The organism is Rugosibacter aromaticivorans, assembly GCF_000934545.1.
Classification (GTDB): domain Bacteria; phylum Pseudomonadota; class Gammaproteobacteria; order Burkholderiales; family Rhodocyclaceae; genus Rugosibacter; species Rugosibacter aromaticivorans.
Genome location: NZ_CP010554.1, coordinates 2097786 through 2121755, shown reverse-complemented (window position 1 = coordinate 2121755; position 23970 = coordinate 2097786). Strand labels below are relative to the sequence as shown.

19 protein-coding genes and 1 pseudogene are annotated in these 23970 nt (G+C 56.9%); all 20 read right to left on the bottom strand.

The genetic code is table 11. From position 1 onward, the window contains the following. Positions 1 to 37: 37 nt before the first annotated feature. The 20 genes and pseudogenes from PG1C_RS10600 to mshL all read right to left on the bottom strand — a co-directional run bounded on the left by PG1C_RS10600 (position 38) and on the right by mshL (position 23845). Entirely contained in the window at positions 38 to 454 is a 417-nt protein-coding gene (locus PG1C_RS10600) for a hypothetical protein (RefSeq protein ID WP_202634747.1), read from the bottom strand. After that, the gene (locus PG1C_RS10595; protein WP_202634746.1) at positions 451 to 1122 is read right to left on the bottom strand and encodes a response regulator transcription factor; all 672 of its coding nucleotides are present in this window, start codon (positions 1120 to 1122) and stop codon (positions 451 to 453) included. The genes PG1C_RS10600 and PG1C_RS10595 overlap by 4 nt, the downstream gene beginning before the upstream one ends. Positions 1123 to 1149: 27 nt before the next feature. Next, on the bottom strand, positions 1150 to 1746 hold the full coding sequence (locus tag PG1C_RS10590; RefSeq protein ID WP_202634745.1) for a cytochrome b/b6 domain-containing protein: 597 nt from the start codon (positions 1744 to 1746) through the stop codon (positions 1150 to 1152). A gap of 91 nt (positions 1747 to 1837) precedes the next feature. Further along, entirely contained in the window at positions 1838 to 3115 is a 1278-nt protein-coding gene (locus tag PG1C_RS10585; protein WP_202634744.1) for a TolC family protein, read from the bottom strand. Further along, positions 3112 to 3420 carry a DUF3240 family protein gene (locus PG1C_RS10580; protein WP_202634743.1) on the bottom strand — a complete coding sequence of 103 codons (309 nt, stop codon included), beginning with the start codon at positions 3418 to 3420 and terminating at the stop codon, positions 3112 to 3114. The genes PG1C_RS10585 and PG1C_RS10580 overlap by 4 nt, the downstream gene beginning before the upstream one ends. Further along, entirely contained in the window at positions 3417 to 6539 is a 3123-nt protein-coding gene (locus PG1C_RS10575) for an efflux RND transporter permease subunit (RefSeq protein WP_202634742.1), read from the bottom strand. Before PG1C_RS10575 ends, PG1C_RS10580 begins: the two co-directional genes overlap by 4 nt. Before the next feature lie 9 nt (positions 6540 to 6548). Continuing rightward, positions 6549 to 7673 (bottom strand): efflux RND transporter periplasmic adaptor subunit, encoded by a 1125-nt coding sequence (locus PG1C_RS10570; RefSeq protein WP_202634741.1) that lies wholly within the window; start codon positions 7671 to 7673, stop codon positions 6549 to 6551. Positions 7674 to 7798: 125 nt separating this feature from the next. Next, entirely contained in the window at positions 7799 to 9304 is a 1506-nt protein-coding gene (trpE, locus tag PG1C_RS10565) for an anthranilate synthase component I (RefSeq protein WP_284431754.1), read from the bottom strand. Between the two features lie 114 nt (positions 9305 to 9418). Beyond that, a complete protein-coding gene (locus PG1C_RS10560; protein ID WP_202634740.1) occupies positions 9419 to 10105 on the bottom strand; it encodes a phosphoglycolate phosphatase in 687 nt (228 codons plus the stop codon). Beyond that, positions 10106 to 10804 (bottom strand): ribulose-phosphate 3-epimerase, encoded by a 699-nt coding sequence (rpe, locus tag PG1C_RS10555; protein ID WP_202634739.1) that lies wholly within the window; start codon positions 10802 to 10804, stop codon positions 10106 to 10108. A gap of 104 nt (positions 10805 to 10908) precedes the next feature. Further along, the gene (locus tag PG1C_RS10550; RefSeq protein WP_202634738.1) at positions 10909 to 11703 is read right to left on the bottom strand and encodes a type II secretion system protein; all 795 of its coding nucleotides are present in this window, start codon (positions 11701 to 11703) and stop codon (positions 10909 to 10911) included. Further along, a complete protein-coding gene (locus PG1C_RS10545) occupies positions 11700 to 14990 on the bottom strand; it encodes a hypothetical protein (protein WP_202634737.1) in 3291 nt (1096 codons plus the stop codon). The genes PG1C_RS10550 and PG1C_RS10545 overlap by 4 nt, the downstream gene beginning before the upstream one ends. 15 nt (positions 14991 to 15005) lie before the next feature. After that, positions 15006 to 15440 carry a hypothetical protein gene (locus PG1C_RS10540; protein WP_202634736.1) on the bottom strand — a complete coding sequence of 145 codons (435 nt, stop codon included), beginning with the start codon at positions 15438 to 15440 and terminating at the stop codon, positions 15006 to 15008. Beyond that, positions 15437 to 16075, bottom strand: coding sequence for a hypothetical protein (locus PG1C_RS10535; protein WP_202634735.1), 639 nt, complete (start codon positions 16073 to 16075; stop codon positions 15437 to 15439). Before PG1C_RS10535 ends, PG1C_RS10540 begins: the two co-directional genes overlap by 4 nt. A gap of 25 nt (positions 16076 to 16100) precedes the next feature. Next, entirely contained in the window at positions 16101 to 17792 is a 1692-nt protein-coding gene (locus tag PG1C_RS10530; protein ID WP_202634734.1) for a hypothetical protein, read from the bottom strand. An 11-nt stretch (positions 17793 to 17803) separates the two neighbouring features. Next, positions 17804 to 19006: a type II secretion system F family protein gene (locus PG1C_RS10525; protein ID WP_202634733.1), complete on the bottom strand. Its 1203-nt coding sequence runs from the start codon at positions 19004 to 19006 to the stop codon at positions 17804 to 17806. Between the two features lie 31 nt (positions 19007 to 19037). Next, positions 19038 to 19376 (bottom strand): ATPase, T2SS/T4P/T4SS family, encoded by a 339-nt coding sequence (locus PG1C_RS15125; protein WP_479687752.1) that lies wholly within the window; start codon positions 19374 to 19376, stop codon positions 19038 to 19040. Positions 19377 to 19414: 38 nt separating this feature from the next. Then, positions 19415 to 20644: pseudogene (locus PG1C_RS10520) on the bottom strand (GspE/PulE family protein); the annotation flags it as partial. A gap of 139 nt (positions 20645 to 20783) precedes the next feature. Further along, positions 20784 to 22220, bottom strand: coding sequence for a tetratricopeptide repeat protein (locus tag PG1C_RS10515; RefSeq protein ID WP_202634732.1), 1437 nt, complete (start codon positions 22218 to 22220; stop codon positions 20784 to 20786). Further along, positions 22217 to 23845 carry a pilus (MSHA type) biogenesis protein MshL gene (gene mshL, locus PG1C_RS10510; RefSeq protein ID WP_237218155.1) on the bottom strand — a complete coding sequence of 543 codons (1629 nt, stop codon included), beginning with the start codon at positions 23843 to 23845 and terminating at the stop codon, positions 22217 to 22219. The genes PG1C_RS10515 and mshL overlap by 4 nt, the downstream gene beginning before the upstream one ends. Between the last annotated feature and the right edge of the window lie 125 nt (positions 23846 to 23970).

Below are 23970 nucleotides of genomic sequence, written 5' to 3'. Positions count from 1 at the left end.
GATACTGATGGTGTTCATCCCACTGGCCGAAATAGCGCTAGTGACCGCTGGCACCAGGGACATCATGGGCACTGGAATAGCCATCGATCCGGGTCAATGGCGTAAGTGGCGCATTGCTTGAACGCAACACCAGCGTGTCTGTGCCGTGCCATAGCTGAAACATGATTTTGCGCTGGTAGGGATGGGCGCTGTGCCCGATCTCATCGGTCGCATAGTGGGGAAATAGGTTGCCATGCTTTTCTTCCCCATTTTTGCTTAATTCCTTCAGCTGGTTTTTACCGAGCACGAGCACTGACTGTGCTGTCTGGGCTAACTGCGCATCGAAGAGCTCATCAATTTCATGATGAGTATCGACGTAGCTCCACCCCAAGGTCACCAGCCAGCAGACAGAGACACCGCCCAGCAACGGCAGCAGCAGGCGACGACGCAGGGAGAACCAGCGCGTGTTGGTCATGTTTTGGAAATGGTGTAGCCAATGCCGCGCAATGTCTTGATAAGCTCATTGCCCAGCTTGCGCCGCAGATGATGGATATGCACTTCCAGGGCATTGCTGTCGGGCTCATCCCGCCAGCCGTAGATGGCACCTTCGAGCTGAGTGCGGGTCATGACGCGGCCGGCATTTTCGAGCAGGGTTTGCAGCAGATCGAATTCGCGAGCAGATAATTCCACGCCCACGCCATCTTGTGCTACCTGGCGTGCAATCGGGTCGAGCATCAGTTCGCCATGATGAATTTGCGGCATGGTGCGCCTCGCTGCACGGCGGGTGAGGGCGCGCACACGGGCAGCCAGCTCGTCCAGATCCACGGGCTTGACCAGATAATCGTCAGCCCCAGCGTCTAACCCTGCCACTTTGTCACCTGTCGCATCACGTGCGGTGAGCACCAGTACGGGCGTATTGCCGCCTGCTTCGGCAGGGCGTTGGCGCAGACGCTGTAAAATTTCCATGCCGGAGAGCCGCGGCAACCCCAAGTCCAGCACCACGAGGTCAAAGGTTTCGCTCTTTAACGCATGATCGGCAGCGAAGCCATCCTTTACCCAGTCCACCGCAAAGCCTGCCTGGCGCAGGCCGGCGGTCAGCCCGTCGCCGAGCAGGGGATCATCTTCAACAAGCAGGATTCGCATCGTGGGTTAGCTTAAGGCTTGAGTTGTTCATGGTTTTCGGGCAGATATTGCCATGGCCTGATCAACTGGCATGTGCAATATAAAGCGATGATAGAGCAGGGCGACCAAATGCAGTGCGATGAATGCCAGCACCAGGGTGAAGCCTATCTCGTGGGGTTCCTTGACCAGCTTGCCCAGCGTTTTCGAAGTACCCAGCCACTGCGCCAGCGGCCCCATTTGATACTCGGCTGCCGCCATGATCACACCGGTGGCGAGCATGACTGCCAGCACACCATAGACAGCAATGAAGGCAAGGCTGGCACGGATATCGTGACCGAGACGGGGCGGAAAGGATAGACGACCGCGCAGCATGGCAGACCATTCACGCGGATGCCATAGGTCGGACCAGCATGCAGTAGCCGGGCCGATAAAGCCCCAGATCAAGCGAACCAGCAGGCCACCGATCAGGGCATAGCCGAACTGGACGTGTATCTGCCAGATAGCCGCTTCGCTGTCACGATGCTCGAAGGCTTCTGCCAGTTGCGAGGTGACGATCAGACCGATGATGGCGAGGGCGTTCCAGGCGTGGGCCAGGCGTAGCAGGGGGTCATACACCCGATAGGTGGTGTGGGATGGGATGCGCATGGGCGACTCCTGTGAGTTAAGGTATGCTTGCAGTGTGGGCTTGCCACCTTAAGCACTGATTAACACCGGCTGAAGGTTTGCTTAAGGCGGTCTAGGGTAGCGCACTGTCTTGTGCGCTACCGGCGGCATCCTCGTGAGTATCCAGCGCCCATAGTTCATGCGCATCAAGCAGTATCCGGTAGCGGGTTTCATTGGCATCCAACTGTGCACGCACGGCAGCGAGCCGTGCTTCGATGGCCTGGCGGCGAGCAAACTGTAGATCCGCAAACTGGCCTTCGCCCAGACGCCAGGCTTTGTCGAGCAGTTGGGCATTTTCTGCCATGCGCGCGGCAACAGAGACCAATCGCTCCCATTGGCCAAAAGCGGCCCGGGCTTCAATCAGGGTGCGCCGAGATTCGGCTTCCACTTTCGCTTTTACCTGCGCTTCGCGTGCCGCTGCCACATTCACCCCGGCTAATTCAGCGCGAGAAGAAGCAGCACGCGCTGCGCCGGGCAGGGGGATGACGAGTTGCAGGCCGAGCAGCTTTTCCTGTCCATCACGCTCACGAGAGACACGCAAGCCAAGCATCGGATCCGGCAGGCGTTCTGCGTCGGTACGCTGCGCGATGAGTTGCTGGTGGTGTGAGGCGGCAGCAGCTGTTAGCAGTTCATGGTTGCGCATGAGCATTTTTTCCAGCCATGGTTCCGCGTTTGCCGGTGGCGATTGTGGCTGAGCGAGTTGCGGCGCCGCTGGTAACATGATGTTGGGAAACTGCTGAGTGAAATCTGTCGCTGCCAGTTTTGTCATGGCCTCTGCCTGTGCATGTTGTGCTTGGGCTTGATTGAGTTGGGCTTCAGCCTGCAAGACTTCGAGACGGGCAGCATCGCCAACGGCGACACGCTTTTTTGCCACATCATATTGGTGGCGAAGAATATCTACCTGGGCTTGCCATTCCTGAGTTGTCGCGCGCTCCCGTTGCCAGTTGAACCATTGCTTCAGCAGCCGGCGCGCTGTCTCGTGGAGGGCATCGCCAAAGGCGTACTCGGCCTGGCTTATACCAGCTTTTCCTAATGCGGTATCGATAGCGCCTTTACCGGGCAGCCGAACCGATCGCTCGATGCCGACGGTTTGTTCATCGTACTTCACGTCAAGCGGAACATCCCGCCGCCGCTGGCCTTCCATCCGCAGGGTGAATTCATGCGGGCCGGCGACCAGCCGATCCTTGTTGGCTTCTGCGACGCTGACGCCAGCCTCGGCCGCCTTCACCGCCGGATGCAGCGTCAGCGCTTGAGTGACGGCAGCCCTCGGCGGCAGATCGGCGAAATCAACGAAATCCGCTGCGTGGCTGATCAGCGGCAGAAAAAACAGCAAAGCACATTTGTATTTCATGTCAGCGATCCGGAATCAAGAACAGGGCTGATCCACCAGGTGATGTCGGCACCGGGCAGGTCGGCTTGCAGTTGGGCAATCAGTTGCCGGGCATGGTCGCCTGCCATGAGCATCTCGATCTTCACGCGTTCCGCACGGCCACGCACTCGCTCGGCTTCGCTTGAGATGTGCTCAGGCGCAGCGTGGCCATCGGCCGGATGAGTGACGAAGGGGCCAACCCAGGCAGGATGCCGGAGCAGATGGTCGATGACGGGTTCCTCCAGGGATTTTGGCAGTACGAGATGCAGGCAGATGTCGCGCTTCATTTAGCGACTCCCCAGCGTTTGTAAAGGATGGGCAGCAGAATCAGCGTCAGCAGGGTCGAGGTGACGAGCCCACCGATGACGACGATGGCCAGGGGCCGCTGGATTTCCGAACCGGGGCCGCTGGCAAAGAGCAGCGGTAGCAGGCCAAAGGCGGTAATGGAAGCGGTCATCAATACCGGCCGCAACCGCCGCTTGGCACCCTCGGTGATCACGCGTTCGATGGGTAGCCCCTGTTCACGCAACTGGTTGAAGTAGTCAATGAGCACCAGGCTATTCAATACCGCGATGCCCAGCAAGGCGATAAAACCGACGGCAGCAGGCACCGATAGATATTCTCCGAAAATCAGCAGGGCAAAGATGCCACCCATGAGGGCGAAGGGAATCATGCTGATGACCAGGGCCGCCTGCCGCACCGAGCCAAAGGTGATGAACAGGATGTAGAAAATCATTGCCAGCGCAATGGGCACGACGAGCGCCAGCCGCCTGGCTGCCCGCTGCTGGTTTTCGAATTGACCGCCCCAGGTCATGTAGTAGCCGACAGGCAGGGAAATTTCCTTGGCTACTCGTGCTTTTGCTTCCTCGACGAAACCCACGAGGTCGCGGCCGTGCACATTGGCTTGAACAACCACCAGTCGTGCGGCATCCTGATGGTCCACCTTCACTGGCCCGTCGACCCGTTTGAGCCGGGCTACCGCCGAGAGCGGGACGGTGCCAGCGCCTCCCGGCAAGGCCAGAAGTATGCCGGAAAAAAGGGCGGGCGATAGGCGCGTGTCATTGTTACCACGAATCACCAAAGGTGTGCGTCGATTGCCTTCCAGTACCAGTCCAATGTGTTTGCCTTCCAGTTGAGCACGCAGGGTAGCGGCAATCTCATCAATGCCCAGGCCAAGCCGACCGGCGGCCAGGCGATCCACTTCCACCGTGTAATATTGGACGCCCTCATTTTTTACTGTCAGCACATCCTGCGCGCCGGGCACTGTTTTCAGCAAGGCAGCGATGCGCTCGGCCAGGCTGTTGAGCTCAGCCAGATCTGTGCCGAATATCTTGATGGCCAGATCGCCCCGCGTACCCGTGAGCATTTCCGAGATACGCATGTCGATGGGCTGGGTGAAGGCGATATCCATGCCGGCAAAATCCGTCATCACTTTACGAATTTCATCCGTCAGCCATTCTTTGTCCGGCTTGCGCCACTGGTCACGCGGGGCCAGCACGAGGAAAGTGTCGGTCTCGTTAAGTCCCATGGGGTCAAGCCCGAGTTCGTCGGAACCCGTACGGGCGACGATATTCTTGATCTCTGGCACCTTGGCCAGCAGCGTCCGTTGCACGGCCAGATCAGTTTCGGCGCTGGCTTCCAGACTGACAGAAGGCAGCTTGGCAAGCTGCATGAGAATGTCGCCTTCATCCATGGTGGGCATGAAGGTCTTGCCCAGGAGCAGGTAAGCCATGGCGGTCGCCACCAGCAGGCTGAGGGCCGCCGCAATGACTTTCCGCGTATTGACCAGCGCCCAGGTCAGGACCGGCTCGTAGATCGCCAGTGCTTTGCGCGGCAACCAGGGGAGTGGGTGATTGGCCTCGTGCCCTGCTCCCCCTGTCGCTGAATGCGCTGCTGCGCCCGAGGGTGTGCCATGACTGGGTTTGATGAGGTAAGAGGCGAGTACCGGAATGGTCGTCAATGACAGTAGCAGCGAGCCGGAGAGCGCGAAGACGATAGTCAGCGCCACGGGGATGAACAGCTTGCCTTCCAGTCCTTGCAAGGTGAGCAAGGGCAGAAAGACAATGATAATGATGGCGATGCCCGAGACGACAGGCACTGCCACCTCGCGCACCGCCCGGTAAAAGCGGTGCAGCAGTGGAATGGAAGCCGGGCTGGGTTGGGCAAGATGACTCTCGATATTTTCCACGACCACCACGGCCGCATCCACCAGCATGCCGATGGCAATGGCCAGGCCACCCAGGCTCATCAGGTTGGCCGACATGCCAAAGAGTTGCATGAGGATAAAGGTGAGCAACGCTGCCAGGGGCAACACGCAAGCCACGGTGATGGCGGCACGCAGGTTGCCGAGAAAGGCGAACAGCAGGATCAGCACCAGAATGATCGCTTCGTACAGCGCTTTGGAAACAGTGCCCACAGCGCGATCCACCAGAACGCCACGGTCGTAAAAGATATTGATGGAAACGCCTTTGGGTAGCGATGGCTCGATTTCCTTCAACTTTGCCCGCACATCTTCCACCACCTGGCGGGCATTGGCGCCACGCAGGCCGAGCACCAGGCCTTCGACAGTTTCACCTGCGCCGTCTCGGGTGACAAAACCGTAGCGGGTCAGGCTGCCAATACGCACATCGGCCACGTCGCCGACGCGTGTCACCACACTATTGCGATTGGCGACAACGATGGCCCGCAAATCGTCAATGTTCTTGATGCTGCCTTCGATGCGCACCAGCAAGGATTCCTCCCCTTCCGTCAGACGGCCAGCGCCATCATTACGGTTGTTGGTTTCCAGCGCCCGTTGCAGGTCGGCCAGCATCAGGCCTCTGGCTTTGAGCGCCACAAGCTGGGGCGCCACCTCGAACGTGCGCACATGGCCGCCAAGGCTGTTCACATCAGCGACGCCGGGCAAGGTACGCAACTGCGGCCGGATGACCCAGTCAAGCAGGCTGCGTCTTTCGGCGAGAGGCAGGTCGCCCTCGATAGTGAACATCAGCATCTCGCCCAGCGGCGTGGTGATGGGTGCTAAGCCACCGCTCGCACCATCAGGTAAATCTTTCATGACACCGGCAAGACGTTCCGATACCTGCTGCCGCGCCCAGTAGAGGTCGGTGCCTTCCTCAAAGTCGAGCGTAATGTCGGCAATGGCATATTTGGCTACTGAGCGGACCAGGCTCTTCTTCGGGATGCCGAGCATTTCAATCTCGATCGGCGTCACGATGCGCGCTTCGACTTCTTCGGGCGTCATGCCAGGGGCCTTCATGATCACCTTCACCTGCGTGGAGGACACATCGGGAAAGGCGTCGATGGGCAAGTCGCGGAAGGAAACAATACCGGCACCCACCAGCAACAAGGTGCCAACGATGACCAGCAGACGCTGGGTGAGTGCGAATTCAATCAGGCGTGAAAACATGATGGTGTCTTACTTCGCTTGACCTGCGCCCAGCCCCAGCCAGGAAGCCTTGAGGGTGACGACACCGTGGGTAACAATGCGGGCATCGCCCGGCATCTCGACAACGACCAGAGACGATTTCTCGGTCTCATCCAGCACGTTCACCGGGATGGGACGAAAGCCGCCAGCCACCGCAGCGAACAGCCAGACCTTGCCCTGATAGCGAACCAGGGCGCTGCCGGGCACGCGCCAGGTGTTGCCAGAGCGGTTACCAGTCTGTGGCGCTGCCGGTGTGATATTGACCTGGACGAACTGGAAGGGTTTGACGCAAGCATCTGGTTTCGGCAGTTCCGCCCGCAACAGCAAAGACTGGGTCGCCGGATTCATGTGCGGTGCTATCAGGGTCAGGCGGCCGTCCTGGCTACCTTGCGCGCAACCCACCACCGAGACTTTGTCGCCGGGGGCCAAGCCTGCGGCCTGGGCGGGTGTGGCCTGGATTTCCAGCCACAACAAGGAGTCAATGCGCCCCAGCTTGAACAGCAGTGTGCTGGTTTTGACTCGCTGCCCCGGCTGCACCGCCGCTTCAAGAACCACACCGGCAAACGGCGCGCGAATTTCGGCGACGCCGGAAAGTCCCTTGACTTCGGTTCCGGGAGCACTCAGCCCTGCTAGATGCAAGGCTTGGCGTTTTTCTGCCAACTGCGCGGCGGCTTGGCGCTCCGTCGCACGAGTGACAGAAAGCCGGCTGCCAGCGATGATGCCATCTGCATGGAGCGCTTCGTCGCGGCGACGACTCTCACTGGCGACTTCGGCTTGCGCCTGAGCCTGGAGATAGTCTCGCTGGAGTTCCAGCATTTGCGGCCCTTGCATGCGCGCCAGGGGCTGGCCGCGTGTCACGGTTTCACCATAGGCGGCAAGCACGGCAGTCACCGCACCGGCCAGCGGCGCGCCGATGACTTCCACCTGTCGTGGTGGCACCACCACTTGCGCTGGTAATCGTCGGCCACCGCCCGCTTCAAAGCGGCTCAGCGACTGGGTGGTTATGGATAATGACTTGATCTGCTCTGGTGAGAGTTTGATCAAAACGTTCTCTGCCTGGCCGTAAAGCGGGAGGCAGAGGAGACAGAAAATGGGGGGGAGGAGTCGTTTTTTCATGGTGGCCGCTATCTTGACTGCCTTAACTTAAAGCAGTCTTAAGAGCGCAGCCCACGCCAGAATCACGGCGTACTACATTTTCTGATTCATCCGGAAAATGCGCATCGAACTACGTGCGAACCGAACTACGCCGGTTGAATGTGATCAAGCCCCGCTTGTGCCAGCTCAGCCGCGCGGATCAGGGCGCGGGCCTTGTTTTCGGTTTCCTGCCATTCACTTTCGGGCACTGAGTCGGCGACGATGCCGGCGGCGGCCTGGACAAAGAGCATGCCGTTCTTGACGATGCCGGTGCGAATGGCAATCGCCATGTCCATTTCGCCGGAAAAGCTCAGATAACCACACGCCCCACCGTACAGCCCGCGTTTGACCGGCTCCAGTTCGTCGATGATTTCCATGGCATGGATTTTGGGTGCGCCGGTCAGTGTGCCGGCCGGGAAGGTGGCTTTGAGCACGTCCAGATTGCCCATGTCCGGCAGCAGCAAGCCTTCGACATTCGAGACGATGTGCATGACGTGCGAATAACGTTCGATGACCATTTGATCGGTGACGTGCACCGAGCCGGTTTGCGCGATGCGGCCGATGTCGTTGCGCGCGAGATCAATCAGCATGACGTGTTCGGCGCGTTCTTTCGGATCGGCCAGCAGTTCTTCGGCATGGGCCTGGTCTGCTTCCGGCGTGGCGCCGCGCGGCCGCGTGCCGGCCAGCGGGCGAATGGTGACGCGCTTGCCACCGAGTGATGTTTCCTCGCGCACGAGAATTTCGGGTGACGCGCCGACTACCTGAAAATCGCCGAAGTCGTAGAAATACATGTAGGGCGAGGGATTGATCGAGCGCAACGCACGGTAGAGCGTCAGCGGCGGGCAGGTGAAGGGCATTTTCAGGCGCTGGCCAACTTGCACTTGCATCATGTCACCGGCGGCGATGTAGTCCTTGGCTTTTTGCACGGCGGCCAGATAATCCGCTTTGGCAAAATCGCGTATGACCTGCGTGGCGGCAACCGGTGCGCTGGCAGGGATATTCACCGGGCTGCGCAGTTTTTTTGCCAGCGCATCAAGGCGGGCATGCGCGGCGGCATAGGCGTTGGGTGTGGCAGAATCAGCCGGGTTGGCATAGACAATCAGGTAGATTTTGCCCGCCAGATTGTCGATGACGGCCAGCGCTTCGGTTTGCAGCAGTAGCACATCAGGCATGCCAATTTCATCGGGCTTGTCAAAGCGGGCAAGCTTTTGCTCCATGTAGCGCACGGCGTCGTAGCCAAAATAACCGGCCAGGCCGCCACAGAACCGCGGAAAGTTTTCGGGGATGAAGACCTTGAAGCGCGTTTGATATTCGGCGATGAAATCGAGTGGATTGCCTTCAAATGTTTCTATTATTTGGCCGTCGGTGACGACTTCGGTGCGCCAGGCGTTGGCGCGTAACAACGTGCGTGCGGGCAGGCCGATGAAAGAATAGCGCCCGAAGCGTTCGCCGCCGACGACAGATTCGAGCAGGAAACTGTTGCCCTGATTGGCCAGCTTGAGATACAGCGATAACGGCGTATCGAGATCGGCGAATGTTTCCAGCGTGAGCGGAATGCGGTTATAGCCTTCGGCGGCGAGGCGATTGAATTCGCTCTGGTTGATGTGCTTCATGGGTGCTCCACAAAATAAGCGGTCATATGCGGTGATGCAGGTGGCGATGAGTGATGATGAGATCACACAGGGATGTTTCGGAACGAGAAAAGTCGGCTCGGGTGATACGGTCAATCAGCCGTTGATCATGCGCTGGGCAGCCTCGGCAAGCGTGGCGACTATAGCATCGCAATCCACGGACTGCACAGGCGCATCGGTGCTGTACCCGTAACTCACTAGCCAGACGGGGCACCCGGCGGAACGTGCGGCGGCGGCATCGTGGCGAGAATCGCCAATGTGCAGATTTTCGCCAGGGGCAACGCCAAATTGCTGACAGGCGTGCAGTAGCGGCAACGGGTGCGGTTTTTTTTCGGGCAGGCTATCGCCAGAAAGAACGAAATCAAAGAAAGAGGAAATGCCCGTGGCAACAAGCAAAGGTTCGCTGAAAGCGGCCGCCTTGTTGGTAATGACCGCCATGGGCACGCCGGTAGCTTGCCACGCATGCAATCCTTCTAAAACGCCAGGATAAAGTACCGTGCGGCGGCCGTTTTCGTGCGTGTAATGGTGGCGAAAAATGCGTAGTGCCTCGGCATGTTCTGTGAGATTAGCCTCGGGCAGACAGCGCGCCACCAGATGAGCAATGCCATGGCCGACAAACGAGGCAATGGTGGCATCAGGATATTCAGGCAGCCCGAGCTCGCGCAGCATGTCATTGGCCGCTGCCGCGAGATCCGGCAGCGTATTGAGCAGCGTGCCGTCGAGGTCGAGGGTGAGTGTGCGTATCTGGGTGCGCAGGCGAGGGGTTGTTAATTTGGCTGGCATTTACACTGTCGCAAGTTGCGCGCGCAGTGCGGCTAAAACGGAATCATAGCGATGCGGGTCAGCGTCTTTGCCAGCGCCAAACACGGCAGAACCCGCAACAAAAGTATCGGCCCCCGCGCGGGCGATGTCAGCGATGTTGTCCACCTTCACCCCACCATCCACTTCGAGCAGAATGTCGTGGCCGGTTTTTTTCTTGTGCATGTCCAGACGACAACGTGCGCCGCGCAGTTTATCCAGCGTGACGGGGATGAATGCCTGCCCGCCAAAGCCCGGGTTCACACTCATCAAGAGCACGATGTCGAGCTTATCCATGACGTAATCCATGTAATTCAGCGGCGTGGCGGGATTGAATACTAAGCCAGCCTGACAACCGCATTCGTGGATCAATGACAACGTGCGGTCGATATGCTCGGATGCTTCCGGGTGAAAGGTGATCACGTTCGCCCCCGCTTTGGCGAAATCAGGAATGAGACGATCCACCGGTTTAACCATGAGATGCACGTCAATCACGGCATCGGTGATCGGCCGGATAGCCGCACACACCAGCGGGCCGATGGTGAGATTCGGCACGTAATGGTTGTCCATTACATCAAAGTGAATCCAGTCCGCACCCGAAGCAATGACGTTGCTGACTTCTTCTCCGAGCTTGGCGAAATTGGCAGAAAGAATACTGGGCGCGATTCTGAATGAGCGGGACATGGTTTTTTCCGTAAGGGTTAACGGCCTAATTCTAACGGCAGGACGCGCGTGTGGCAGCGACGCGTCCTTGTTGCGCGCCGTATCACCAGCGCCGACTTTTGCGTTCAGGGTAGCTGACCAGCACTGACCATGCGGTTAAAGAGGATGTTTTTCGATAACCAAATCATCTGATCATCGAAGTTGGGGCTGGGCTGGGTGCTAACGAAGACGCGGTCGGCAGCGATTGCTGCTGGGTTGGGGTTAGGGTTGTGTTTTTCGTCGGGTCCATTGCCACCTGTGCCCGCATTTTTTCCGACCGAATAAATGACGGCGACGGCATCTGCGGCAAGTGACGTGACTGCTGTACAGTCAGCGCTCAAAGTGCCTGGGTTGACTACGCCACTGCCCGCATTGCATACCTTCAGGTCAGGCGCTAAACCCGTCATGGTCACAGTTTTCATGCCGTTGGCCGTGGTAAATGCGCTAGCGTTGGCGGTAGTGACGGCATAGCGGATGCGGTTAATCGGATTACCGCCCCAGCCATCGACTGCATAGCCCTGGGCATCGATGGGGGCGAGACCCAAGCTTGCCGCGGGTAGAAAGCCGTCATACGGGTTCGTACATGCACCGCCAACGGCAGGGGACTCCATCCCGTTACTAGTGCCTGATGCAGGGCAAGGCAGGCGGCCATTGGCAATCGCGAAGCCAAGCAGCGCTTCGCGTGCTTCAGCAAGTTGTTTTTGCGTGTCCCCCTGGTTGCGCATGTCTTGCTGCGCCGACAGTGGCAACAGCATGCCACCGAGCAAGAGCGCCACAATGAACATCACGATGGCAAGTTCAACCAGGGTGAAGCCGCGTTGGTGAAAAGCTATGCGAAGCGGTATCCATCGGGACGGCGCTGATGAGTCGGCAAGTTTCATGGCAGCCCCGTACTGAAAAAGTTGGTGATAGAGATGACTTGATCATTACTGTCCTGGCTGGTGGTAAAGCCCAGGCGCAGGGTGCGCAAAGCAGGGCGGTAGCAGGCTTGATCGATACCGCAGAACTGGCCGCTGGAACAAGCGATGCCACTGGTGCAGGTGTTGCCGCGTTCGTCGTAAATTTTTTGGCGATCATACAGGTTGGGTTGCTGCCCGGTATAGCAGTAGCGATGACTATCGGTTTCCACGCCGCCGCAATACTGGCCTGAAGGATTGAATGCAGGGCAGGAGCCAGTGCATTGACCATAACGGACGACGGGGTCGAGCTGCGCCATGGCACGCGTTGTGGTTTTCATGCGGGCAATCTGGTTGGCCGATGTTGCGCTCTCAGGCAGCATCCAGACCTGCGTTTGCACGGTGGCTGAATAAAGATCATTGAGGGTGGCGGGTTGGATGGTGATGTTGGTGCTGGTATCTGGCGTAGCATCGCTATCCAGATGCCAATACGTATTGGCGTTGCTGCCAGCGCTGACAAACCACATCGCACCTGCTTTCATGCCATCTGCCGTGTTTTCTGGCGTGGCGCGAGACCAGACGCCGCTACTGGCGATATACACACCGTTGGCCGAAGGCGTTGGTGGCATGGTGTTTTGTTTGGTGACCAGCACGCGGTCGCCTGCGGCCAGCGCCACGCCACCCACCGTTGATAATCCCGCCAGAGTGATCGGCGAGGTGGCCACTGTTTTTACCGGCAAGCGCACACGCTGGATGGTGAGTGCATCACTGTTGATCACTGGCGTGTCGCTATTTTGCAAGCGCCACAGGCTGCCCATATTGGCGGCGCCTGCTTTGACAAACCAGGCAGTGCCCGGTGGCAGATCGATACCTTCGTCGGCGCTCAGGTCGCGTGTCCAGGCACCGGTCGAGGCGAGGTAGACGCCATTGGTCCGGGCATCGGTTTGTGCCGTGACCAGCACGGTGTCACCGGCTGACAACGCAAGCGAGTCGATGGTGGGTAAGCCCGATAGGGTGATCGGTGTTGTGGCCACCACTTTCACTAACCGGCTGTTGTCGTCACGCCCAGCATACCCGGTCCGCTCGATTTCAACACGGACATGAATGTCTTGATTGGTGGGTGTGCTGCGCAGGTTGGGGTCAAGCTTGCTCACACCAGGGGGAGGATAGGGTGGCGGGTTGGCAAGTGACGCGGGCACGGGCGGATTACTTGGTGGCGGGCGCATGGCCGGTGGCGTGGGCAGCTGACCGTGCACGTTGTCATCTTCCTCCATGGGGAGTTTGCAGAGGTTATCGGCGGTGTCGCAGACGCTGGGCGAACGACAGCCAGTGCGGCAGGCATAGCCGGTGCTGATCGGTGAGTTGCTGCCCCAATACACCAGGCCAATATGGCCGCCTGTGTAGCTGGGGTCGGCACGGCCGTTGTCGAGCGTGCGCATGGCCGTTGCGCTGAGGGTGCGCGAAGGATCGAAACCATCTGGCAGAAATGGTGGGTGGCTTCGATAGTTGCGTCGTGTGTCGAACTCTACGCCAATTTTCGGTGCGGCGATAAATGGTGTGCTGCCGTTATTGCCCGAATAACCCAGGTGTTGGCTGGCTTCACCGCAGGCGCTGATCGTGTTGCGGTCACCGTCGACGACAGCAAAGGTAAACCCCGGGCCGGGCGGGCCGGTGTTGGAGATGTTGAATTTGAAATAGCTGCGCAAACCGCTGCCCGTGGTATGGGTTTCCGGCGTCCAGCTACACCCAAACAAGGCGGCGGCATTGGCGGCGCCCACCGCACTGGTGGTGACATTCAAGCTGCCCAGTGTCAGGGTACGCGTTGTCGCGTCATAACTTGAAAGCTGGTTGAACCCGAGTCCGGTCAGGGTGGTTGATTCAACTGAACTGAAACTGGCCCCGGCGGGAATACAGCGAACGATGTCTTGATATTCCGAGGCGGGCGTAGTGACACGAGAAAACGTGCTGATTCCCGCGTAGGTTGCGCCTGCCGTGATGAAACTGTTGGCATTGGGCGCTTCCAGATAATTGTTCGGGTCAGCCTTGTTTGCGGCTGTCAAGCGTATCTGGCTGACCTTGTTACGCTGGCTGGAAAATATCAGTACGGCAGGGCACACGGTGGCGGGTGCGGTGCCATCTATTGTCACCGCACAATTGCCAGCACATGGGGCGACAAAGAGCTGATCTTTGTAGTTGCTGAAATAATTTTGCGGATCCTGACTGTCGTCATAACAGGAAGCACTGGGCAGCGGATGGGCTGAGGTGATGCTCAATTGATCGCGCAGGCAGCCTGTCAAGCGGTCGAGCATCGCGTTGATGTCGAGGCGAAAGAGCGATGATTTACGCAGGGTGCCGAACAGCATGTCGCCGGTGAGGGCAAGCCCCTTGTCATTGGCAGCGATGGCGCAACTCGCGCTAGTGGGGCATTGCCCCGGCCAGAGCCTGCCATCGTTCTGCCGATTGATGATGCCCTGAGCCGATAGTGCTTTAGGGGTATCAGGATCGTTGCCAGGATCGGTGTCGCCGGTGATGCCGGTGGCGTTGTTTGTGCCGGCCAAATAGTTGGTGACACCGCCAAGCGCAGTCGCCGTGGCCGGATCAAGGTAGTTCTTCACATCATAATTGCCGCCACATTCGGTGACGTCGTCAGTTGTGGCCGAAGTTCTGCGATCCTGGCCGGGTAAGGGTGGTCCGGGCGAAAAGATAATGGCAATAGGCCGGTCATGGGCTGTGGCGAGTGCGCTTTGCATCGCAGTGGTGCCGTTGGCCACGACGAGATCGAGCTGGCCAAGCGTATCCCAGTTCATCGACGTGGTTTGCTGTATGCGTTGATGGCTGCCAGAGACTGCGTACCAGAGGCATTCACTGTTGCTGTCTCGCAGTGGGCCGGTGCCCAGCATGCGCCAGGGGAAGCGGCCAATGACCGTCACGTTGGTGGCATTGCCAGTGAAATTGGCGGCATCGCAACCTTCCGTTGTGCAACTGACGTTGTTGTTCCGCGACGTCCCCAGATCGGGCAGCGGCAGGAAGCCATACATGTAAATGGGAATGTTGGCACCATTGGGGTTGGCTTCGCGAAAGCGTAATGCGTAGCCGAGCAAGGCCTCCCGTGCCTGCGCCAGCGCGGCATCGGTTTGCCGCTGGCGGTAGGTCTGCATGAATTCGGGGGTCAGATTCGATACTAGAAAATATAGTGCCCCCATGACCAGGAGCGCGACCAGACTGATGAGCACAAAGCCACGTTGGGTTTTGCTCTGTACGCGCCGTTGCACTGCGGGGCTCTCCGCTTAGTGTCGGCTGGCTGGCGTCTTTACCGTGCCGCCGCCGAGCCGGTCGTTGCGCTCGCCCGTGGCGCGGTTGATCGCTTCGCCGACCTTGAGTTGTGTGGGTGATTCTTCGCCGGGGGAAAGTTGCGCCTGCCCCGGGTCTTTGGGCGTCAGACGAACGCTGACGCCGGTGCGCGCGGCATCGTGTTCATCTTGTGCGCGGCCATTGATCCACACGGTGGATTTGCCACTGGAGCGCTGCACGATACCATCAAGACTCATGGTGGCACCTTCCAGCGTCTGGGTTTCCTGAATTTTTGAAAGGCGTTGGCGTTCCAGCGTGAGGCGTTTTTCTGGTGTGAAAAAGAGTCGGCCGAGTGGGGTTGATGCGGCATGTGCGGGCCAGGTTGTGCTGGTGACCAGCAAACCCAGCACCAGGCAGTATGCGCGCTTCATAGGGTATCACTCGCCTTGAGTGTTAACCATTCCAGGGTACATTCGGCGATGAGCTGGGGCTTGATACCGCGTTGGGCTGAGTCGGCTGGGTCGGCTGGGCCGCGAACGCTGCGTGCCAGGTTGCAGGCGCGCACTTGAATCAATGCGGGGGCCGCAGTGCGCAGATCATCGAGAAAACCAAGTAGTTCGCCTTCATGCAGCAGCGATATATGCAGGTGCATCTGGCTTGCCATGATGCTCATGCCGCCTGCATCTGCGCCCTCGGGCAAGAGGGCGGCATCGATTTTTCGTTGCGGTGCAAATTCATAGTCCAGCTTTGCCAGACGCCGTGTGGTTTTGATGCGATTGATGAGATCTATCCAATCCAGACGCTGCTCAGCACCCACAATGCCGCGTTGTTTCAGGGTTTCATAGCGAGTAATTTTGTCACGAAGTTCTTGTTCTTCATTGCGTGCACGCGCGAGGTTAGCGGCCATTTCTTTTTCAGCGGCAATAAGGCTGTTGTGCTTTTGCGTTGCGGCTTTTTGCCGGGCAAGCGCACCCCATACAGCAACACCGGCGATCAGCAGGCATGCGATGAGCAGCAGTAGCGCCCAGTGTATTTTTTTGAAATCCTGGCTAGAGAAGGTCATCATTTATTTAATCACTCGCGCACTTGGTTCACAAGGGGCGGGCAATCATCAGAGAAAACGCGGGTGCTGATTCGCTGCGGCCATCGTCGGCTTCTTGCATGCTTTTGAGCGGTTTGCCGGATTCGACATCAAAGGGCATGGCCAGCAGATACACTTTGGTTTGGGGGTCTTGCAGCCGTTGAGCAAAGGTGTCAATGAGCTCTTTTTGCGCGCGCAGATCTGCCGATAACCCAAGGGGTAGTTGCGCTTGAATTTTTAACGTTGCCCAGGGGCCGTTGCTGGCGAGATTCATATTTGCCTGGGACGAGGCATTGTTTGATGCATTTCCTGTCGGGGACACCGTCCCCCAAGGGGACTTTCCAGAGATGAATTCAAGGCTTTGCGGCGTATCGCCAGCGCCGAGTTTTTGTGTGTTGCTCAGTGCGGCGTTTAGCGTGGGTTCGACTTTCCAGTCAAGGTTAATGAGCTCAATTGGGGGCGTGGCGTCGAGTGTCTGGCTCAGGTGTGTTAGCAAGGGTGTTAGATCGGCCGCGCGTTTTTGGAGCACCTCATAACGGTTCATCAGGGCGCGCAGGTTTTCCGGTGTGATGCTGGTTTTCGGCAGGCTGTCCAACAACGCGTTATAGCGCTGCGTGGCGAGTGCCGTTTGCGATTGTGCGGTGCTGGTTTCTTGCTGCAGGCGCGCGGTGTCAAAGGCGGTTTTTACGGCGAACAACAGTCCACTTGCCAGGGTGATGGTGGCAACGGCAGTGAGTGCAAGACGTATTTGCCAGAGGCGATAAAAGTGCCGTTCTGCTGGCGGGGCGAACTGCTGCGTTGGTGTTTTGATCACCAGCCAGTGCATCAACAACTGATCGATAGTGAGCGTGTTGGGTGGTGATTTGAGCTTGTCATGCTGCGCAATGGTTTCCAGATCGAGAAAATCAAACTGGAGCAGTTCCTGGTTCTGGCAATGTGTTTGCACCACGGTCTTTTGTTCGGCAGTGACAAGCACGGTAACCCGCATGGGCGTGTTGGGCTTGAGTTGACGTTGGCCGACAAGGTACTGGTAGGTTTTAAGCGATTCACTGACGATTTTCCGTGCAATCTCCTCAGTAGTGTTGAGTGTGCCCAGGGCACTCAGCGCGCCAAGAGTCGTCAGCGGCGTGAGGCGCGAGAACTGTAGTTTGCGGCAATTAAAGAAGCTCTGGCGCACACCGCTGGCTGTCTGGCTGATCAAGAGGGTAGGTTGCTCGTCAGCTAACCAGCGCGGAGCGCATTCGGCGAGAATCAGCGGGGCAGAGTAAATACCGGCGAGAATAATGCCATTCTGCTGTATCACATCCAGCCAGAGGTTGATTGCTTCTGGCCGGGTGAGTGCTGCAAAGAGCATTTTTTCATCGCGACGTCCTTCGTTGGATCGGCCGAGTTTCAGCGCAGTGGTTAGCGGCGTACCGTAAAACTGCTGTTTCAGGCGACGTGTGATGAGTGCGGTGCGATCGCGCCCATGAACTGAGGGGATCTCTTCGAGCTGAAAACTTTCATCGGCAATATCTGCCAGAAAATAAAAAAGACTGGTACGGTGCCGGTGCAGATAAACCGCGAACGCGATGAACCCATCGGCACCGTCGGCACCATCGGCTTGAGGAAGAAATTCACCTTCAGCGCGCAACTGACCACTATGCCATAGATGCGCTGTGAGCCGAGCACCGTTAAACAGAAGAATGCGTTTGGTTGCCATCAGCGTTGCATTCAGGTTTTCATTTTGGTGATGATGTCGTAGATCGGTCCAAGTACAGCCAGCATGATCCAACCAAGAATGAGGCCGATGATGACGGTCATGACAGGTTCGATCATGGCTTGCACTTTTTCGATGGATTCACGCACATCACGATTATAAAAATAACTCACATTGGTTAGCGCTGTATCCAGCGCGCCGGTATTTTCGCCAACGCGAAGCATGCGTAAAACCAAAGGCGGAAAAAGTTCAACCTGCCCGAATGCTGCGGTGACATTTTGACCTTCGGCAATCAGCTTGCCAGCACGTTTGAGCCCATCTTTGATGACAACATTACCGACAATGTCTTCTGTGGTTTTGATGGAATCAAGAATGGTGATGCCCGAGGCATACATCATGGCAAAAACCGAGGCAAAACGCGAAAGAATGATTTTTTTGAGTATCGTGCCTATCCATGGCAGACGCAGTTTGATGTCATCAAGACGGTAGCGTGCTGCCGGGTTTTGTTTTACCAGCAGAGTGATGCCAGCGGTAAGCAAGATCGGCAACCCAATGACGACATACCAGTAATTGACGAAAAATTCGGAGGTGGCGATGAGTATCCTGGTTTGCAGCGGAAGCGCCTGGCCCATGTTGCGAATGAAGCCAGCCATTTTGGGTACCAGGTAGATCATCATGAACATGACCACTGCCACGACGACGGTTCCGAGGAACGCGGGGTACATGATGAGTTTTTTGGTATGTGCCGCCAGTTCATCCTGCCATTTGAGTGATTCGAGCAGGTTGTTCAATACATGTGGCACGGAACCTGTTTCTTCACCGGCACGGATCAGGCTGACCATGACTTCATCAAACGTGTGGGGGTGTTCATTCATGGCTTGTGACAGTGTTTTGCCACCTTCGATGCTTTCAACCATGCCTGCGATGATTTCCCGAAAGCGCGGGTTTTCCAGGCTGTCCCGCAAGTCAGCCAGGCTCTCTATCAAGGGAACACCGGCACGGCTCAACTGCTCAAGGTGAAAGCAGAAGGTGATGAGTTCAGGCCGGGTGATGCGCGTCCGATTCAAACCGCTGCGCTGTTTGATCAAATCGCCATTGATGAAATCAAGGCCCATGCGTTTTAAGCGCATTTCGAGATCAACCAGGTTGATGGCTTCGATACTGCCAACGGACATCTTGCCGCCTGGGTCAATTGCCTTGTATAAGTACAGCGCCATGGTTATGCAAGAGGTCTTTAGCAGAACAGGGTTACATGCGGTCAGTCAGATCAACCACTCGACCGACTTCTTCGATAGAGGTGGCCCCATCCCGCACGCGACGCAGGCCATCTGTTGCCAATGGCTGAAACCCTTTGGCAATGGCTGCTGTACGAATTTCATGCAAGCTGGCGCGACGACTGATGAGATCATCCAGCTCACTATCCAGACGTAATAATTCCATGATCGCCATGCGACCACGATAGCCTTGGTTGCCGCACTGGGCGCAACCGACGGCGCGATACAAAATGGGCGCAGGCTGCGATTCGGTGATGCCCAGCAGTTTTTTTCGTGCGCCTCGGCTGGATAGGGTTTGCGGCAATGGACACATAGCCGCCGTATCAAACGCTGGGCAATCATGCCAATGATATTGCCAGCCATGATGTCAGGCAACACGCCAATATCGAGCAGACGGGGAATGGCGCCCAGCGCGGAGTTGGTGTGCAGCGTGGAATACACCTGATGACCGGTCATGGCCGCACGAAACGCCATTTCGGCCGTATCCGCATCACGAATTTCGCCCACCAAAATGACATCTGGATCCTGCCGCATCATGGAACGAATGCCGTTGGCAAAATCCAGTTTGGCAGATTCGGCAACAGACGTCTGGCGAATCATGGCCATGGGGTACTCTACCGGATCCTCAAGAGTCATGATGTTGACCCCTTCGAGATTGATGTGGTTGAGCACTGAATAAAGGGTAGTGGTTTTACCGCTGCCAGTGGGGCCGGTAACCAGGATAATGCCTTCAGGTCGGGCGACCATAAGCTTGAGCAGATTAATTTGGCGAACATCGAGGCCTAGCCCGTCAAGTGGCACGATACCTTTTTTGCGGTCAAGAATACGTAGCACGATGTTCTCGCCGTGAATGGTGGGTTGAGCTGAAACCCGAAAGTCAATCGTGTCGCCACTGATATTGAGCGAGAAGCGGCCATCTTGCGGGGCGCGGGTTTCGGCGATGTTCATGCCACTCATGACCTTGATGCGTACCGCCATCGCTGCCCAATAGGATTTATGCAGGGCACGAATCTGCCGCAGCAAGCCATCGATGCGATAACGAATGCGCAAAAAGCTGGCTTCAGGCTCGAAGTGCACATCGGACGCACTATGTTTGACTGCATCGGTCAATATTGCGTCTACTAACCGTACGACAGGCTGGCTGTATTCGTCGAGGGTAGAGGTAATGCTGCGGTAATCGATTTCACCGGTTTCAATTTCGTTCAGGATGCCGTCAATCGATAATTCATGGCTGTAGTACTGATCAATCGCACGAGTAATTTCCGATTCACCCGCAAGGAGTGTTTCGATACGCACTTCGTGGTGAATCAACCCACGTAGTTTGTCTATGGCGACAATATCATTGGGGTCGGCAATGGCAACTTTTAGAGAGTGTGTTGCAGGGGAATAGCTCAAGCCTAAAAGCAGATGTCGTTTTGCAAGCTCGCGGGGAATGAGTTTTACCGCTTCTGGGTCGACGATGGTATTGGCAAGATCGATCGACTCATGGCCCAGCGACTCACTTATGGCATCGCGTAGCGTGGCTTCAGAAACAAAGCCTAAAGAGACCAGCAGGCGGCCGATCGGCTGGTTGGACCTCATCTGCTCTAGCAAGCCGATACGCAGCTGATCCTCGCTGATCACGCCTTGTGCAATCAGAATTTGGCCGACCTGTTTTCGTTTGACGGTCGAAGTAGTGGGTTGATTCATGCGTGACTGATGAGGATCTACAGAGGAATGCTCAGGGCTGCAAAGCCTGCATACGGGCAGCCGCTTGCGCACTGTCAAAACTGGCCGGATGGGTTTTTGCAGCGGATATTGCTTGGTCGTAATACTGTGCCGCTAGCCGCGTTTGGCGAATGTGTTCGAGACTGATCGCGAGGTTATAGAGGATGTCCGGGTTGCTGGGTTCAGCATTGTAGGCTTGAAAATAGGCTTGCTGTGCCTCATTCCAGCGCCCCTGGCGGGCATATAAATTGCCTAGTGAAAACGCGGGAGCGGCCAGTTCTGGTTGGGCGGCAGTGAGCGTTTTCAAACGACTTTCGGCCGTTGCCGGATCCGCCTGGCCGCGGATATTGATCAGCGCTGCGAGTGCTACGGCATCTTGCGGATTGGCTTCGAGTATTTTTTGATATCCCCAGGCTGCTTGATCCCAATGCCCCTGTTTTTGGGCAATGGCCGCTAAACCATGCAGCGCATCGGTATTGCGGGGGTCAGATTGCAGGGCGCGGGTGTATTCAGTGCGTGCGCTGGCAAGGTCGCCGCGATTGAACGCATCAAAGCCCCGCAGCAAGGAAGGGTCCACCTTCTGGGGTGCTTTGGTCAGGTGGACGGGGTCATTTGTATCAACTGCTGCATCCATTATTGACTTGGCGTCTTGGCGCTGCTGACGAAATGCACGGTGATGACTTTTTGGTTTTGCGATCACGCTATCGTCAGCGGCGTCATGGCTGTTAGTGGCTGTTGCGTTTGCAGCCAATAACACAGGTGCGGTCACTGCTTGGCTTGTCGTGGGCGACATTGGTGCAGAAAAAGTCGGCGCTGGCAATACGGCAGCAGTAGCGGTAGATGTGGTCGACGGGTTTGTTTGCCGGACTTCATGTGATAGGGCGGCAGCGGGTCGTGGTGAGTGGGGTTGTAGCTGCCACCAAAAGTAACCCCCGATGGCGATCACTGCCAGGGTGGTCAAGCCGCCCAGTAAGAGGGTGAAATTTTTATTGCGCACGGCCGGCGAAGGCTGTTTTGCTGCGAACAGGTTTTGCGCGGTGGAGGGCTCTTTTTTGAACGCGGGTTGCGCTGCGGCAGTGGACGTCATGGCAGGCTGGGTCCGTGGTTTTGGGAAAGCCGGTGCGACCCTGGCAGAAACTGAAGATGTGCGTTGGGCAGTAGTTTCCATCTCCGCCAGAAACGCATCATCGAGTGATTCAAGATGCGAAGGCAAGTGAGATAAAGGATCGATGGGTGCAGTGAACGCAGTGGATTGGGCGGGACCGCTCGTCTGTGATGCGTCGACTACCGGCATGGATGCAGCAGTTGTTGACGGCGGAGTAAGCGGCTCCAGAGTTAGGCCGGCAGGAACATTTTCGGTTACCCGACTATTACTACTGAGGCCGCTGTCACTGCGGCCTTCGCGTTTAGCCAGTTCCGCTTTCTTGAGGGCATCCATGAGCAGGCTCATGGCGTGCGTATCCTTGAGTTTTCGATCATTTTTTGATCAGGGCCAGGATTGTTGGCGAAAAAATCCTGGTCGGGGAGTTGTTGCCGAAATTCATGATAGTCGCCATTCATGCTGGCATCACGGATAACCGTTGGTTTTAGGAAAATAACCAGTTCGGTTTTGGTATTGGTGTCGTCACGATTGCGGAAGAAGTTGCCGATGCCCGGTAAGCCACCTAACCCGGGAACCGCATCCGTGTTGTAATTTATTTTATCTTCCATCAGCCCACCCATGACGGCGATTTCGCCATCGGCCAAGCGTAATACGGATTCCATTTCGCGGGTTTGTATTTCGGGGACGCGATTGGGTATGGCAGCGGGGATGTCTGGATTCGGATCGGTTTTAAAACCTGTGACTCGTGATATGGTCGGACGAACATTCAGGGTGATCATGTTCGCTTCACTAATTTGTGGTGTGACATTCATGACTAAGCCAACGGCAATTGATTTAGCTGTCGTGGTGAATGATTTTTGGGTGTTAACCTGACCTATGGTGGAATCTGATTTGACTTCAAAATAGACAACGTTATCGACCACTTTCAACATGGCTGTTTGATTATTAAGCACGCTGATTTTGGGACTCGACAATACTTTGACGTTACCAAAGGTTTCCAGCAAAGTCAGCGTGGATGAGATACCCAGGCCAGGTGCCACGTAGTTCAGTAAAAACGAAGTACCCGATGCGGCGAAGGGATCGGGTACAGCGCCTCCTGTTAGACCGGTTGGCGACTGCGCTACTGAAAATCCTGCTGTTCCAGGGGATCGCAATGAGCGCAGGCTTTGCCAGTTGATGCCCTGTTTGTAATTGTTGTTCAGTGTCACTTCAGCAATGGTGGCTTCGATGATGACCTGGCGGCCCGCGTTGCGGGTGACTTGGTCGATGTATTCCTGCACTTTTTCGTGCTGGCGAGACGTGGCGCGAACAACGATCACGCCCGCTTCAGGATTGGCAATGACGGACGCCGCTTCACGGAAGGTGGTCCGTTTAACGATGGTGGTCCCTTGTTCTTGCAGACTGGCAGGATTCGGGCTCCCTGCGAGTGACGTTGCATTCCCCTTGCCACTTTTACCTGCCCCAGATGATGACGCGCCTGTTCCCGTAGTTGCTTGTTGATCATTGTGTTCGATGACAGTTTCGCTGGAGCCTTCAGGCAGGATTTTGTCCGTTTCGCGCAGGATATCCTTGATGTTTTTTTCAACAGAGGTCCAGAAATTGTTTTGCGCTTTGCTGGTAACAGTGGTCGTCGAATTGTTGCCACCTCCGGTTGATGTGCTCGTGCTTGTTCCAGAACTCGTTGAGGCAATCTGTGTATTGATGGAAACCGAGCTGCTGACATCGCGCGACATGTTCACATAATCCACTTTGTAGATATGCAGAAAGGGCGAATCCGGCATGACAATAAGATTCGGCCCATCGAGTTCCCAGCGCATATCAACCTGTTTGGCGATCCGGGTGAGGATTTGCTGCAGGGTTTGGTCGATGGCATTGATGGTGACCACGCCATTGATGCCAGGATGCACATCCACGTTAATTTTGGCATCGCGCGACAGGGCGAAGAGTAAATCCTGCACTGGAATGTTGCGCACTGAAACCGAGTAAGTCTCGGTTTTTGCTGTGGCCTTCGGGCGGGGCAGAATGACCGCGGCTGCAACAGGTGCGGGTATGTCGTGTGAGGCAACAGTTGGCTGGGTGATTTCAGTGTGGAGATGGC

Bases quoted from the DNA above. Each gene is read 5' to 3' on its own strand.
- PG1C_RS10600 (WP_202634747.1), bottom strand. From the start codon at position 454: ATGACCAACACGCGCTGGTTCTCCCTGCGTCGTCGCCTGCTGCTGCCG.
- PG1C_RS10595 (WP_202634746.1), bottom strand. From the start codon at position 1,122: ATGCGAATCCTGCTTGTTGAAGATGATCCCCTGCTCGGCGACGGGCTG.
- PG1C_RS10590 (WP_202634745.1), bottom strand. From the start codon at position 1,746: ATGCGCATCCCATCCCACACCACCTATCGGGTGTATGACCCCCTGCTA.
- PG1C_RS10585 (WP_202634744.1), bottom strand. From the start codon at position 3,115: ATGAAATACAAATGTGCTTTGCTGTTTTTTCTGCCGCTGATCAGCCAC.
- PG1C_RS10580 (WP_202634743.1), bottom strand. From the start codon at position 3,420: ATGAAGCGCGACATCTGCCTGCATCTCGTACTGCCAAAATCCCTGGAG.
- PG1C_RS10575 (WP_202634742.1), bottom strand. From the start codon at position 6,539: ATGTTTTCACGCCTGATTGAATTCGCACTCACCCAGCGTCTGCTGGTC.
- PG1C_RS10570 (WP_202634741.1), bottom strand. From the start codon at position 7,673: ATGAAAAAACGACTCCTCCCCCCCATTTTCTGTCTCCTCTGCCTCCCG.
- trpE (WP_284431754.1), bottom strand. From the start codon at position 9,304: ATGAAGCACATCAACCAGAGCGAATTCAATCGCCTCGCCGCCGAAGGC.
- PG1C_RS10560 (WP_202634740.1), bottom strand. From the start codon at position 10,105: ATGCCAGCCAAATTAACAACCCCTCGCCTGCGCACCCAGATACGCACA.
- rpe (WP_202634739.1), bottom strand. From the start codon at position 10,804: ATGTCCCGCTCATTCAGAATCGCGCCCAGTATTCTTTCTGCCAATTTC.
- PG1C_RS10550 (WP_202634738.1), bottom strand. From the start codon at position 11,703: ATGAAACTTGCCGACTCATCAGCGCCGTCCCGATGGATACCGCTTCGC.
- PG1C_RS10540 (WP_202634736.1), bottom strand. From the start codon at position 15,440: ATGAAGCGCGCATACTGCCTGGTGCTGGGTTTGCTGGTCACCAGCACA.
- PG1C_RS10535 (WP_202634735.1), bottom strand. From the start codon at position 16,075: ATGATGACCTTCTCTAGCCAGGATTTCAAAAAAATACACTGGGCGCTA.
- PG1C_RS10530 (WP_202634734.1), bottom strand. From the start codon at position 17,792: ATGGCAACCAAACGCATTCTTCTGTTTAACGGTGCTCGGCTCACAGCG.
- PG1C_RS10525 (WP_202634733.1), bottom strand. From the start codon at position 19,006: ATGGCGCTGTACTTATACAAGGCAATTGACCCAGGCGGCAAGATGTCC.
- PG1C_RS15125 (WP_479687752.1), bottom strand. From the start codon at position 19,376: ATGTGTCCATTGCCGCAAACCCTATCCAGCCGAGGCGCACGAAAAAAA.
- PG1C_RS10515 (WP_202634732.1), bottom strand. From the start codon at position 22,220: ATGAGCCTGCTCATGGATGCCCTCAAGAAAGCGGAACTGGCTAAACGC.